General features: G+C 61.0%; 13 protein-coding genes. 4 read left to right on the top strand and 9 right to left on the bottom strand.

The annotated features are described in order from the left end of the window. Nucleotides 1-5: 5 nt before the first annotated feature. Nucleotides 6-419: a hypothetical protein gene (locus ACSQ9D_RS02225; protein WP_436280988.1), complete on the bottom strand. Its 414-nt coding sequence runs from the start codon at nucleotides 417-419 to the stop codon at nucleotides 6-8. Between the two features lie 62 nt (nucleotides 420-481). Continuing rightward, nucleotides 482-2,923 carry an arylsulfatase gene (locus ACSQ9D_RS02220; RefSeq protein WP_436280987.1) on the bottom strand — a complete coding sequence of 814 codons (2,442 nt, stop codon included), beginning with the start codon at nucleotides 2,921-2,923 and terminating at the stop codon, nucleotides 482-484. 764 nt (nucleotides 2,924-3,687) lie between these two features. Between ACSQ9D_RS02220 and copM the strand changes: the two genes are divergently transcribed. After that, nucleotides 3,688-4,047, top strand: coding sequence for a CopM family metallochaperone (copM, locus tag ACSQ9D_RS02215; RefSeq protein WP_436280986.1), 360 nt, complete (start codon nucleotides 3,688-3,690; stop codon nucleotides 4,045-4,047). 56 nt (nucleotides 4,048-4,103) lie between these two features. On the opposite strand, the gene ACSQ9D_RS02210 is transcribed toward copM, so the two are convergent. Next, nucleotides 4,104-5,153 carry an aldo/keto reductase gene (locus tag ACSQ9D_RS02210; protein ID WP_436280985.1) on the bottom strand — a complete coding sequence of 350 codons (1,050 nt, stop codon included), beginning with the start codon at nucleotides 5,151-5,153 and terminating at the stop codon, nucleotides 4,104-4,106. 235 nt (nucleotides 5,154-5,388) lie between these two features. On the opposite strand from ACSQ9D_RS02210, the gene ACSQ9D_RS02205 reads away from it, so the two are divergent. Then, on the top strand, nucleotides 5,389-6,093 hold the full coding sequence (locus tag ACSQ9D_RS02205) for an HAD family hydrolase (protein WP_436280984.1): 705 nt from the start codon (nucleotides 5,389-5,391) through the stop codon (nucleotides 6,091-6,093). 7 nt (nucleotides 6,094-6,100) lie between these two features. On the opposite strand, the gene ACSQ9D_RS02200 is transcribed toward ACSQ9D_RS02205, so the two are convergent. Together ACSQ9D_RS02200 and ACSQ9D_RS02195 are read right to left on the bottom strand one after the other, a co-directional pair. After that, complete coding sequence (locus tag ACSQ9D_RS02200) at nucleotides 6,101-6,586, bottom strand: hypothetical protein (protein ID WP_436280983.1); 486 nt, start codon at nucleotides 6,584-6,586, stop codon at nucleotides 6,101-6,103. Further along, nucleotides 6,583-7,212, bottom strand: coding sequence for a DNA-3-methyladenine glycosylase I (locus ACSQ9D_RS02195; RefSeq protein ID WP_436280982.1), 630 nt, complete (start codon nucleotides 7,210-7,212; stop codon nucleotides 6,583-6,585). Before ACSQ9D_RS02195 ends, ACSQ9D_RS02200 begins: the two co-directional genes overlap by 4 nt. Nucleotides 7,213-7,422: 210 nt before the next feature. Here ACSQ9D_RS02195 and ACSQ9D_RS02190 point away from each other — a divergent pair, with 210 nt between their 5' ends. Both ACSQ9D_RS02190 and ACSQ9D_RS02185 read left to right on the top strand, forming a co-directional pair. Beyond that, on the top strand, nucleotides 7,423-8,163 hold the full coding sequence (locus ACSQ9D_RS02190) for a L,D-transpeptidase (protein ID WP_436280981.1): 741 nt from the start codon (nucleotides 7,423-7,425) through the stop codon (nucleotides 8,161-8,163). Nucleotides 8,164-8,298: 135 nt separating this feature from the next. Further along, the gene (locus ACSQ9D_RS02185; protein WP_436280980.1) at nucleotides 8,299-8,979 is read left to right on the top strand and encodes a L,D-transpeptidase; all 681 of its coding nucleotides are present in this window, start codon (nucleotides 8,299-8,301) and stop codon (nucleotides 8,977-8,979) included. Nucleotides 8,980-9,012: 33 nt separating this feature from the next. On the opposite strand, the gene ACSQ9D_RS02180 is transcribed toward ACSQ9D_RS02185, so the two are convergent. Genes ACSQ9D_RS02180 through ACSQ9D_RS02165 form a run of 4 tightly spaced genes read right to left on the bottom strand, consistent with a single transcriptional unit; the run spans nucleotide 9,013 to nucleotide 13,449 of the window. Further along, nucleotides 9,013-9,453 (bottom strand): hypothetical protein, encoded by a 441-nt coding sequence (locus tag ACSQ9D_RS02180; RefSeq protein WP_436280979.1) that lies wholly within the window; start codon nucleotides 9,451-9,453, stop codon nucleotides 9,013-9,015. Between the two features lie 36 nt (nucleotides 9,454-9,489). Beyond that, entirely contained in the window at nucleotides 9,490-10,803 is a 1,314-nt protein-coding gene (gene glcF, locus ACSQ9D_RS02175; RefSeq protein WP_436280978.1) for a glycolate oxidase subunit GlcF, read from the bottom strand. A gap of 4 nt (nucleotides 10,804-10,807) precedes the next feature. Further along, a complete protein-coding gene (locus ACSQ9D_RS02170; protein ID WP_436280977.1) occupies nucleotides 10,808-12,013 on the bottom strand; it encodes an FAD-binding protein in 1,206 nt (401 codons plus the stop codon). Beyond that, nucleotides 12,010-13,449 carry an FAD-linked oxidase C-terminal domain-containing protein gene (locus ACSQ9D_RS02165; RefSeq protein WP_436280976.1) on the bottom strand — a complete coding sequence of 480 codons (1,440 nt, stop codon included), beginning with the start codon at nucleotides 13,447-13,449 and terminating at the stop codon, nucleotides 12,010-12,012. Before ACSQ9D_RS02165 ends, ACSQ9D_RS02170 begins: the two co-directional genes overlap by 4 nt. Nucleotides 13,450-13,523: the final 74 nt, after the last annotated feature.

The following is a 13,523-nucleotide window of genomic DNA, read 5'->3' as shown; positions in this document are numbered from 1 at the left end:
TATCGCTAACGGTCTGCGATCCGGTTCGACGCCAACCCGCACGCCAAACACCAGACGCCCAGCGCGATGTGCCCGGCGACAACAGGCCAGAAAGCGATACCGGAGGTACCGTGACGAAGCCACTCAAGAACAAGTGTTGCGACCACGGCGAAGTTGTAGAACAGCATCGCTGTCACCAATCCCTTTGCCGCCTTGCCTGCCACGTCGTCCCGCGCAAGCCAGCAAGCAACGGCCAGGCTGAGCACTGCAGCACCAGCGACACGGGCGGCAGTCGTACCGACAGGCGTATCCGGCGCGGCCCCGAGCAGCACTTGAACCAGGAAAGCGGGCGCCAGCAGCAACGCCAAGCCCGTCGCGGCTTCAATCACGCCCGTTACCGAAAGCAGCAGCTTGGAATTGGCTCCCAGGTTTCCTGGCATTTCGGCTCCTTGAACGCTTCGGCACATGCGTCGCAAGCCCGACGGCGTGGGCCTCGTTGCTTCTACTGCCCGAACTTGAAGGTCAGCTTGTCAATTTTGCCGGAGAACTTGAACGGAGCGTCGTAACGATACTCGACCATGGCGACCCCTGTGCGGGTGTCCTGTCCGACATCGAAGCTTTCGTCCTCCGGAAAGGTAACCGGGATAGTATGGTCCAGCGAGTTTGTCGCCACCTCCTTGCCATCCACCGACAGGACGCCGCTACCGCCCTTGCCGAGGCCGGGACCATCGGACTTGAACTCGAAGACGATTTGATGCTTGCCAGGCTCCAGTTCCGGTCCTTCCCACATCGTGCGCTTGAGGTCGAGAAGGTTGTAGAGAAACACGACCCTGCCTCGCCCGACGCCGAAGTCGCCTTTGCTGAGGAACAGGCCGTAGCCGCCGAACCGTCCGCCCTCGGTCACGATCATGCCGTCCGCCCCGCCTTCGGGTATCTCGACGTCAGCCGTGATCGTATAGGACTTGTTCAAAACGCTCGGTGCAGCGCTGGGCGGCACACCGCTCAATTCGCCCGAATAGGTGAACTCGGTTCGTCCTGCCGTAAGGTTGGGGCGCGGCGTGTTCCAGCGAGCAAGCGTCGAATTATCCAGCGGCAACACGTTGTATTTCTTCGCCTCTGAATAGAAGAGGTCCTGCATTTGCTTGAGCTTGTCAGGCATCTTGACGGCAAGGTCGTTGAACTGTGTGGGGTCATCGTTGACGTCGTAGAGCTCCCAGTTGTAGCCGGTGATGACGTCAGGCGGCGTCGCGGTACTCAGTTCCCATGGTCGGGTTGCTGGCGTCGTCGCTGCCACCCAGCCATTGTCGTAAATGGCGCGATTGCCCAGCATCTCGAAGTATTGCGTCGTGTGTCGGGTGGGGGCGTTGGCGTTTGCCTTGTCCCACGTATACATCATGCTAACCCCTTCGACCGGCTTCTGTTCGATGCCGTTGATTGTCTCGGGCACCGCAATGCTGGTCGCTTCGAGGATGGTAGGCACGATGTCGATCACATGTGAGAACTGGCGGCGGATGCCGCCCACGTCAGTGATGTGGCCGGGCCAGGACATGGCCACCCCTTGCGAGGTTCCGCCGAAGTGGGACGGCACCTGCTTCACCCACTTGAACGGCGTGTCCATCGTCCAGGCCCAGGCTGCCGCAAAATGCGGGAACGTCCGTTCCGATCCCCAGAATGGATACCAGAGCAGTTGGTCCTTCACAGGCACCGGGATGCCATTGAAGGTGGTGAACTCGTTCGGCGTTCCGTTGAGCATGCCTTCGGCGCTCGCACCGTTGTCGCCGCCGATATAGATGATCAGGGTATTGTCGTGTTCGCCGAGGTCGTCGACGGCCTGAATGACTCGGCCGATCTCATTGTCGGCATAGGCAAGGTAAGCGCCGTAGACATCCGCCTGCTTGATGAAGAGTTTTTTCTCTTCCAGGCTCAAGGTATCCCATTCCGGTAGGTCCTTGGGCCACGGCGTCAGTTGGGCGTTCTCCGGCATGATGCCCAGCCGTTTCTGGTTGGCGAAGATCGTCTCGCGCAGCTTGTTCCACCCCTCGTCGAAGAGGTGCATGTCGCTAATCTTCTTGACCCATTCCGGCGTGGGATGATGCGGCGCATGGGTCGCGCCCGGTACATAGTAGACAAGCCAGGGTTTGCCGGGTGCGATCTCCTTCAACTGCTTCATGTAGTGGATGGCTTCGTCGGCCATCGCCGTTTCCATGTTCCAGCCGGGATTGCCCTCGAACGGATAGATGGCTGTCGTATTACGGTACAGGTTGGGTTGCCATTGACTGGCGTCGCCACCGACGAAGCCGTAGAAATATTCAAAGCCCATCCCTATTGGCCATTGATTGAACGGCCCTGCCTGGCTCGACTGATAGGAGGCTGTGTTGTGATCCTTGCCGAACCACGACGTTGCGTAGCCATTCTCCTTGAGGATCGTGCCGATGGTTCCTTTCTCGATCGGGATGATCGAATCGTAACCCGGATAGCCCGTCGCTATTTCACCGACGACGCCTGCACCCACCGAATGGTGGTTTCGCCCCGTGATCAACGCAGCCCTTGTCGGCGAGCAGAGCGACGTCGAGTGGAAATTGGTGAAGCGCAGCCCCTGGTTCGCGATGCGATCCATAGCGGGGGTGGGAATGACTCCGCCGAATGTGCTTGGCGCGCCAAATCCCTGGTCGTCAGTCATGATCAGCAGCACGTTGGGCGCACCCTTCGGCGGCACGATGCGGGGAGCCCACCAAGGCTGTGACTCCGAGGCCTTCTCCTTGATCACACCGCCAAAATTCGGTGTGGGCGGCGGAAGCTGCTTGCCGTCGAGGGTCGTCGTGGCCCCCGGTGCGCCCGCTGCTGACTGGGCGAATGCTGCCGGGCAGCCAAACGCGGTCAAGGCCGTGAAACCCAGCGCGGCAAGTACGCCGCGAGAGATGTGCAATACGCTGTAGCGACGCATGGAATCCCTCCTCTTGGCTAAGGAGCTGCGTCTACCAAGAAGTACAGAACCAATTCGCTCGTGCGAGCACAACGGTCGGAAACCAGAAGGCGTCTGGCCAGAATGAACGGGAGCAATCGTTGGCAGCGCTTCCATCCCAAGACGCATGCAACCCGTTAAGGGTGCCTGAATACCGTCTGTCTGTATAGTAAAATACGGTGTGATACGGTGGCTTATCGGCGGCCGAGGTCCGCTTGGGGGCCGAATGCCGCCGCCGCGCTGGTAGCGTGTGCCAAATCCGCAAAAGCACCTTGGCTTCTTCGCGTCGTGTTCCTATCTTGACCGCATGCGCTTTCTTGCAATCATAGCGATGGTATTCGCCTGGCTCGCTTACGGCACCATGTCAGCCTGGGCTGGCTGTCCGACATGCCTATCCATGCAGACGGTCGCTTCGAATGCCAGCGGCGAGCATCTGCACTTGACCGGGATGGATGTGGGCGAGAAAGCCAAATCGCCGGCCCCACAACAGGATCCCTGCTCAGCCAGCGGCATGGTGCACATGCCCTTTTGTTCGGCCTGTCTTGTTATCCCGCCGTCGAGCGTTGTCGCAGCGGCCGGCAAGCACGTGTTTTCATATCCTGCTCCCGGACCGGCTCATGCCATGCGGGATGCACGCCCTGCGCCGCTGGCGCCGCCTCCCCGGCTTGTCTGACGGGTTTTCATGAACAGCCGCTGCCCCCCGGCCGCGCATTGAATTCCAATATCAGACAGAGGAAGGAAATCTCATGTCTCTGAAAGTTCTCGCCATTGCTGCAACTCTTGCACTCTCCACCGCGTCTGCCTTCGCGGAAGATATGCAGATGGACATGAGCAAGCCGATGGGCGACCACAGCGCAGTAAGCCACGCCTTTGCGGAGGCGAACGCGAAGATGCACAAGGACATGACGCTGGAGTATACCGGCGACACCGACGTCGACTTCGTCCGCGGCATGATCCCGCACCATCAGGGCGCAATCGACATGGCGAAGATCGAGCTGCAATACGGCAAGGATCCTGAAATTCGCAAGCTCGCAGAAGCCGTGATCAAGGCACAGGAGGCGGAGATCGCCGACATGCTGGCCTGGCTGAAGGCACACGGCAAATAGCATGCGAAGGACGCCGGAGCAGCGAGCCCCGGCGTCCGCCTCCACAAGACGGCAGCTCAGGCCGTCGGCTGGAACGGCTCTGGCCGGCGGCCGGCTTCCTGCCGCGCAAGCATCCAGCCCGGATATTCAGGCGCCAGCGCGCTGACCTCGTCCAGCTTCTTCAGGTCAGCGGCATCGAGTTTCAGATCGACGGCCGCCAGGTTCTGGTCGAGCTGCTCGACGCGCTTGGCCCCGATGATCACCGTTGTCACAAACGGCTTGGCCAGAATATACGCAAGCGCCACGGTCGCGACGCTCGTTCCCTGCTTCTCGGCAATCTCGCGCATGACTGCAACGCAGGCCCAAGCGCGATCCTTGTCGACCGGCGGAAAGTCGAACGAGGCACGGCGACCTTCCTCGTTGCCGGGTGCTCCCGGCCCGTATTTGCCGGAGAGAAGGCCCCCAGCCAGCGGCGACCAGACCATCAGACCAAGTTTTTCTTCCTGCATCATCGGCACGATGTCGCGCTCGAGGTCGCGGCCGGCAATCGAATAGTAGGCCTGCACGGTTTCGAACCGCGCGAAGCCGCGGCGGTCGGAAATACCGAGCGCCTTGGCGATGCGCCATGCCTGCCAGTTCGAGACGCCGACATAGCGCACGAGACCGCGGGACACGAGATCGTCGAGCGCGCGCAACGTCTCGTCGATCGGCGTAACCGTATCAGTGGCGTGGATCTGATAGAGATCGATATGATCGGTCTGCAGCCGCTCCAGGCTTGCTTCGATCGAATCCATGATGTGGCCACGCGAGGCGCCGCGGTCGTTCGGCTTGTCGCCGATGACACCGTAGACTTTCGTGGCAATGACGACGTCCTTGCGAGGAACGCCCAGGTTCTTCAGGGCTTGGCCGAGCAGCTTTTCGGATTCCCCGAAGGAATAGACGTCAGCCGTGTCGATGAAATTCACGCCGGCGGCAAGCGATCTTTCGACGATCTGGTCGGCTGCCTTCTGATCGACGTCGGCAATGGCGCCCCAGATATTGCCTTCGCCTGCGGCACCGAACGTCATCGTGCCGAGGCAGATTTCCGAGACGAATAGGCCCGTATTTCCAAGTTGGTTGTAACGCATGATCGAACATTTCCCTGTGACGGCCGCGGGCTTGTCCACGGACAGATGAATTCATTTTTTGGTTATTGGCCTGCCCATGACAGGAAGCCGGAATGCGGCTGCGCGGGAGGCACTATCGATGTAAGGCGAGACAGCGGCATTTCAACAGGCCGTGTACTCGCCTCAAGGCTTTGCGATCCCCTTGTTTCGCGGCCATCTTTCAATAGATTCCAACCAGATCACTCGGAGATGGGCGATGACGACCCGCACGCTGACGACCATCGGCTTCGATGCCGACGACACGCTCTGGCAGAATGAGCAATACTATCGGCTTACCGAGGCGCATTTCACCGAATTGCTGGCCGATTTTGCAGACGGCCCTAGGATCTCGGAGCGCTTGCTGGAGGCAGAGAAGCGCAATCTCCGCCACTACGGCTTCGGCATCAAGGGATTTACCCTGTCGATGATCGAGACTGCGATCGAGATCACCGAGGGCAAGGTACCTGCCAGCGTCATTGCCGGTATTCTCGATACCGGCCGCGACCTGCTTTCCCACCCGGTCGAGACCCTACCGCACGTACAGGAGACGCTGGCGGCGCTCTCGGAAAGCTACCTGCTGGTGATGATCACCAAGGGTGACCTGTTCGATCAGGAGCGCAAGCTGGCGCAATCCGGGCTCGGCGACTTCTTTCACGCCGTCGAGATTGTCTCCGACAAGACCGCGGTAACGTACCGGCGGATCTTCGCCAAAGTCGGCGGCGGTCCGGAACGGGCCATGATGGTCGGCAACTCGCTGAAATCAGACATTGTCCCGGCAATCGCCGCCGGCAGCTACGGGGTCTTCGTGCCGCATGACCTCACCTGGGTCGTCGAGCATGTCGAGGAACCGAAGGACGCACCGCGCTTTCGCAAGATCGAACATCTCGGAGAGCTGCGCGGCCTGATCGAGGGGCTAGACTAACCCGTTGTCACTGCCTTGAGGGAAAGAGCGGCGACGGCGATTGCTCTTCGGTCGGAGCGGTGGGTTGCGGCGCCGTTGCCTGCGGCTCGACGAGAATGCTGTAGGGTGCGCCGAGGCCGCGGCGCGGCGATACCTTGGAATAGTAAGGCCGCAGCAGCCAGGTGGTGCTGTCCTTCACAGTGATAGTGTAGCTGCTGCCATCCTCGTCGGTACCGAAGATCGCCTCCTCATCAGGCATCGCGAGATCGAATATCGAGAGAAAGGCAAACTTGCTCTTCGTCGCAAAGCTAACCTTCACATGCTGGCCCGCCTTGACGGGCAGCGTGTAGACGCGGCCGTTGCCGAACTTTGTCCAGCCCTTGAGTTCCATGGTCGCGGCCGGGAATTGCAGCTTCTCCAGTCGCTCTCCTGGCTGCAGCTCTGGTTGTTGTTGAGCAAATGACACTGACGCCATAAGGGCGCAGAAGGCAACGGTGGCCGCGAGCCGCTTCATGGGCGCACCAACGCGTCGCGCATCGCCTCAACCTCGGCGCGGCAGAAGCAACCTTCGACGTGATCGTTGACGAGTCCCATTGCCTGCATGAAGGCATAAACTGTGGTCGGGCCGACAAACGTCCAGCCGCGTTTCTTCAAATTCTTGGAAATGACGACCGATGTCGGTGTCGTCGGGTTCGCCATGACAGCGGCACGATCGACCACCTTCGGCCGTTCGTTGTAACCGGGTTCGAAGCTCCAGAAATAATGCGCCAGCGACCCGAATTCCGCGCGGAGTTCGATCGCACGCCGGGCGTTGTTGATCGTCGAGACGATCTTGCCGCGATGCCGGACGATGCCGGGATCAGCAAGGCAACGGTCGATATCTTTGTCTTCGAAGAGCGCAACCTTCTCGAAATCGAAGCTGGCAAAGGCAGCGCGGAAATTGTCGCGCTTGCGCAAGATGGTGAGCCAGGACAAGCCGGACTGGAACCCTTCCAGGCAGATCTTCTCGAAGAGGCGGAGATCATCCGTTACCGGCCGTCCCCATTCCTCGTCGTGATATCTGAGATAATCCGGCAGGTTGGCGTGCCAGTGACAGCGGCCCCTGCCGTCTTCGCCGATGATGATGCCCGTATCGCTCATGATCCCGCTTCGCTTTCTTGCTGCGAATCCGGCTTTACCATTTGCAAACTCTGTTTCCAAACCGAACGATAACCCTGACGAAAAGTTTATCTCTCGCTTCTGACTTGAATGAATTCAAATTTACCATTCGCTGGCGGGAACGATGGCAGCTTGAAGGCAGGCGGCCGCTGCCGTCCGCACATTTTCGGCCATTTGTAGAGAGTCCGTCCGATGATCAAATCCCTTCTGCTCGCCGCCGCGATGCTCGGCGTCTTTTCCACGGCCGCGCTTGGCGACGACCGTTACGCGACGCGCCCGCCGGTCGTCTTGAGCCCAGACCTTGCAGCGCCGTGGATCATGCAGCTCGGCGGCAAGGTTCGCCCCGTCGTCTACCAGCGGCCGGTTGTTGCGCAGCGCGGTCTGTTCACGTCCGGCGCCTTCCGCCGCACTCCCGCCGCCACGGCGCAGCCGGTGTCCGCCATCAATCCTGGCGTTCCCGTCATCCGCCGCCAGCTTGAGCCACAATACCTGCCCCAGACCGTTGCCTACGAGACCAAGGAGCGGCCCGGTACGATCGTCATCGATACCAACAACCGCTTTCTCTATCTGGTGATGGACGGCGGCAAAGCGCGCCGTTACGGCGTCGGCGTCGGCAAGCCGGGCTTCGAATGGGCCGGCGTGCACAAGATCACCCGCAAGTCCGAATGGCCGGACTGGACGCCGCCGTCGGAAATGGTCGGCCGCGAAGCCGCCAAGGGCCATTATCTCCCGGCGCGCATGGACGGTGGTCCTGGGAACCCGCTTGGCGCGCGCGCCATGTATCTCGGTTCGACGCTCTATCGCATTCATGGAACCAATGCGCCCTGGACGATCGGTAACGCCGTTTCCTCCGGCTGCATCCGGCTGCGCAATGAAGACATCGTTGACCTTTACGAACGCGTAAACGTCGGAACCCGCGTCATCGTCATGTAAAGGCTCATCAATACCGGCGCGTCGCCAAGCACAGTTGCAATTAAACATCGCCCCTGCTTCATTCGACGTCGAATATCTTGAATCGGATCGAAGTTCGGGTAGCTTCGGTCCGGTTTTGCTTTGAGGGAATCAACCATGCTGAAATTCGCGACGGCTTTCGCAGCCGCCGGCCTTCTGGTCTCTTCCATGTCCGCCTCGGTTTCGGCGCAGCCGACCACGCCTGCTCACGATGGCGCCCCTGTCGTGCGGGTCGCCTCGCCGCCGAAATCGGTCAAGCCGCAGTTCAAGCGCCAGCGCGTGCACCTCGTCACGAATGAAGCGCCCGGAACGATCATCATCGATACCAACAACAAGTTCCTGTACCTGGTCGAAAGCAAGAACCGCGCGACCCGCTACGGCATCGGCGTCGGCCGAGAGGGCTTCGGCTGGTCCGGTGTGGTTAAGATCGGCCGCAAGGCAGAGTGGCCGACCTGGACGCCGCCGGCTGAGATGCGCGTTCGCGAGGCAGCGAAGGGCCATATCATCCCGGCCTTCCAGGAAGGCGGCGAGGACAATCCGCTCGGCGCTCGCGCCATGTACCTCTACAAGGGCGGCCGCGATACGATCTTTCGCATTCACGGCACGACCCAACCCTGGACGATCGGCCTCAACATGTCGTCCGGCTGCATCCGCATGATGAACAAGGATGTCATCGATCTCTACGATCGTGCGCCTGTCGGCACGAAGGTCATCGTCATCGGCCCCGGCAACAAGCAGGGCGAGGTCAGCTTCGAGGATCGCGGCATCGACGTGCTGCGGACGCTGTTCGGCGGCTGAGGCAAGCTACAAGGCGGCCGGGCAACCGGTCGCCTATTTCGATCCGCAGCTAACCTTGCCGCTGGCCGCAAGCGGCTTCGCATCGCCCTCGATAGCCAGTTCATAGGTCCCTGAGAACGCGGTCATGGATTTGCCGCGCTGGCCGGCGGTCACGATCAGGCTGAGACCTTGACCTTTCGCGTCGTCGCCGCCGTCATAGAACACCTCCAGCCGCAGTTCGCCATCATGTGACCAATGGTGCGTCAGGTTTTCCGAATTGACGGCAATCTTCTTGAGCGCTTGCGGGATGTCGCCGCTCTTCATCACCAGTGCGCCGCGAAAATGATTGAGCTTGTGGCCGCCACCAGCCTCGAAGCCGCTTTCCACCGTGAAGCGCACATCCTTGTCATCCGCCGAGCAGAAAAAGCGAGTGTCTGCGTGGGCGGCTCCAGCCGCGCTGCAGAAAGCCGTAAGCGCGAGGATTGTGCGATGCATATCGAGCTCCCGAGATCGCCGGACGATCCGGCGCCGCTAAGCTAGGGGCAAACCCTTTAATTTTTCCGATACATCCCCGCCATAAGCCCAATCCAGCAGTTGAACTGTGTGAACGATCGGGACGGCCGTCCCCGTCGCAATCTGCATCATGCAGCCGATATTGCCGGTTGCGATCACATGCGGTTTCGTCGCTTCGAGGTTCTTTACCTTGCGGGCCTTGAGCGTATCGGAAATATCCGATTGCAGGATGTTGTAGGTGCCGGCGGAGCCACAACAGAGGTGACCTTCGGAAGGGTCACGGACATTGAAGCCCGCAGCCTTCAACAGTTGCTTCGGCGCCATTGTGATCTTCTGGCCGTGCTGCATCGAACAAGCCGAATGATAGGCCACGGTGATGCCCTTCGGCATCTGCGCGGGCAACTCGAGCGATACGAGATATTCGGTGATGTCCTTCGCCAGGCACGAGACGCGCGCCGCCTTTTCGGCATAGGCCGCATCCAGCCGCAGCATATGGCCGTAGTCCTTGATCGTCGTGCCGCAGCCGGAGGCGGTGATAATGATCGCATCGAGCCCACCCCTCTCGATTTCCCGCGTCCACACGTCAACGTTGGCGCGGGCGCTCGCCAACGCCTGCTCCTCGCGTCCCATGTGATGGACGAGCGAGCCGCAGCAAACCTCTCCCTCGGGAACAACGACTTCGACTCCGAACCGCGTGAGGAGGCTGATCGTCGCTTCGTTTATGCCGGGATCCAGCACCGGCTGCGCGCAACCGGTCAGGATCGCCACACGGCCACGCTTCTCACCGACCGCCGGGTGGCTCGCCGGCACGGCATAGACGGAAGCCGGAGGAATGCGACGCGGCGCGAGCGCCAACATCGCGGCAAATGGTTTCAATGCGGGCGTGCGTCGCAGAAGGCCTGCGAACGGACGGCCCGCCGACGACAGCTTCAGCGCCAGGCGAAATCGATCGGGATAAGGCAGAACAGCAGCGAGGATGGCGCGCACGAGCCTGTTCATGAAAGGACGCTTGTAGGTTTTCTCGATATGCGCCCGCGCATGGTCGACGAGGTGCATGTAGTCGACGCCGGAGGGACAGGTCGTTACGCAGGCCAGACATGAGAGGCAGCGGTCGATATGCGTGACGACTTCGGTGTCTGCCGGGCGCCCATTTTCCAGCATATCCTTGATCAGGTAAATGCGCCCGCGTGGGCTGTCGAGCTCATTGCCGAGCGTCACATAGGTCGGACAGGTCGCAGTGCAGAAGCCGCAATGCACACATTTGCGCAGGATTTTCTCAGATTCGGCGACGTGCGGATCGGCAAGCTGGGCCGGCGTGAAATTGGTCTGCATTGCCTCAGGCTCCTGCCATCTTCCCGGGATTGAAGATGCCGGCTGGATCGAATTTCAGTTTCAGCCGCTGCGACAGCAAGGCCACCGCCTCCTGCTGTGGCTGAAAGGCGGCGGTCATTGCCCGCATCTGTTCAGGGGCACGGATGAGCGTGGCGTGGCCGCCGCCCAACGCCTTGATGAAACGGCGCAGGAGGTCAGCATCCGCGTCGGCCTCCATCCGCATCCAGATCAGGCCGCCCTGCCAGTCGTAGAATGCATCGACCCCGGCTTCGAGGCGAAGTGCGGCGACCAGTTGATGGCCGGTGCCTGGGGCGACGGAGACGCACCAGACCGGTCGCGGCGTACGGTCGGCATAGGGAGCGACATCCCGGATATCTCTCCAGAGACGGACACTCTCTCTTTGCTCGAGGCGCGTGACGGATCCGAACGCCCCCATGGCGGCAGCGAGTTTGGTTGCCCTGGCATCGACGGAGCCGGGTAGGCCTTCGATCCGCAGACAGGTCCCCTCGCCTTCGGAGAGCGTGCTGTCGAGAAATTTCCAGGCGACGGTCATCGGCAAATGCGCGGCACCGGAGACTTCAGCGGGCAGTGCCATCGCCGCCGCCATGGCGTTCGCAGCCTCGGCGTCGTTCAGGCCGGAGATGACGATCGTTGCTTCGGTTCTCGGGCGCGGCGGCACGCGAAAGGTCACTTCGGTGAGGAAGCCCAGCGTGCCATGCGAGCCGGCCATCAGCTTGACGAGGTCCAGCCCGGTGACGTTCTTCATGACGCGGCCGCCGGCCTTGATCACCTCGCCCTTGCCATTGATGAAGCTCACGCCAAGCAAGCTATCGCGCGCGGCCCCGGCCACGAAACGGCGCGGGCCGGAGACATTGGCGGCAAAGACACCGCCGATCGTCGGCTCACCTGATGTGTCCATGATCGGACGATGGTCCATGGGCTCGAAGGCCATCATCTGACCATTCTCCGCCAGGGCAGCCTCGATTTCAGCGAGCGGCGTCCCGGAACGGGCGGTCAAAACCATCTCTCCGGGATTGTAGGCAGTGATGCCGCTGAGATTGGACGAACGCAGGCGGTTTTCCGCGGCGACGACATTTCCGAAACCGGAGCGGGTGTTGCCGCCGCAGACCGCAAGCGGCTTGCCTTCCCGCGCATGACTGCGGACGATTGCCGCAGCCTCTTCGTCCGTCATAGGCGATAGATCGATCATGCGGCCGGACGTCCCTCGAGCGGGAAGACCTTGGACGGATTAAGGAGCCAGTCCGGATCGAATGCAGCGCGTGCGGCCATCTGCTGTGCGAGATCCGCCTCGGAATACTGGTGGCGCATCAGATCGCGCTTTTCGATGCCGACGCCATGTTCGCCTGTCAGGCATCCGCCAGCATCGACACAGAGCTTCAGGATTTCCATCCCCGCAGCTTCCGCGCGGGCGGCATCGTCAGGATCGTTGGCATTGAAGAGGATGAGCGGATGCATGTTGCCATCGCCGGCATGGAAAACATTTGCGACGCGAAGCCCATAGCGATCGACGATCTCGGACGTCTTCCTCAGTACATACGAAAGCTGGCTGAGCGGCACGGTTCCATCCATGCAGATATAGTCGGCAATGCGGCCGGTTGCACCGAAGGCAGATTTCCGGCCCTTCCAGATCAACGCCGCCTCGGTTGCCGACTGGCACTCACGGACAGTTTTCACGCCATGCCTGCGCGAGATTTCGACGATGCTCTTCAGCATGTCGTCCATTTCCGCTTCCGACCCTTCGACCTCCACGATCAGCAGCGCGCCGACATCAAGGGGATAGCCGGCCTTGGCAAAGGCTTCGCAGATTTCGATCGCCGGCTTGTCCATGAATTCGATGGCGACGGGGATGATACCTGATGCAATGATATCGGCGACACAGGATCCCGCCTCTTCCGACGTATCGAAGCCGAAAAGGACCGGTCGCGCGCCCTCCGGCTTGGCGATCAGACGGACCGTTGCCTCCGTGACGATCCCGAGCTGGCCTTCGTGCCCGCACACGAGGCCAAGCAGATCGTAGCCTGCGGCATCCAGTGCCTTGCCTCCGAGATCGATCACGGTGCCGTCCATGAGGACCATCTTTACGCCGAGCAGATTGTTGGTTGTCACCCCATATTTCAGGCAATGCGCGCCGCCCGAATTCATGCCGATATTGCCGCCGATCGTGCAAGCCAGCTGCGAGCTCGGGTCAGGAGCGTAGAAAAAACCGTCCGCAGAGACGGATTCGGAAATATTCAGATTGGTGACGCCGGCTTCGACGACCGCCGCACGGTTGAGGAGATCGATTTCGAGAATGCGGTTCATCTTGGAAACGCAAAGCACGACTGCATCTTCCTGCGGGATCGCTCCGCCCGAGAGCGAGGTCCCCGCGCCGCGAGGGACAACTGGAACCCCATAGCGATGACAGTACTTCATGACTGCGGCCACCTCGGCGGTCGTCCGCGGCAAGGCAACCGCCAGCGGCATCCGCCGATAGGAAACGAAGGCATCCGTCTCGAACGGCATCAGTTCGCGAGCCTCGTGCACAAGGCATTCCGGCGGTAATAGGTCGATGAGATCAGCAACGATCTGCCGGCGGCGGGCAAGCACATCGGCACGCGGGGCGAGAAACGAAATGGTGTTGGACATGGCTCTCTCCCTTCGCTCGCGACAGCGAAACCGGACGCATCCTCCACGCTGCCGGTTCAAACGGGCTTAGCACT

It is taken from the genome of Rhizobium sp. LjRoot258 (genome assembly GCF_964254185.1).
Classification (GTDB): domain Bacteria; phylum Pseudomonadota; class Alphaproteobacteria; order Rhizobiales; family Rhizobiaceae; genus Rhizobium.
This window is presented reverse-complemented; position numbering and strand designations above follow the sequence as displayed.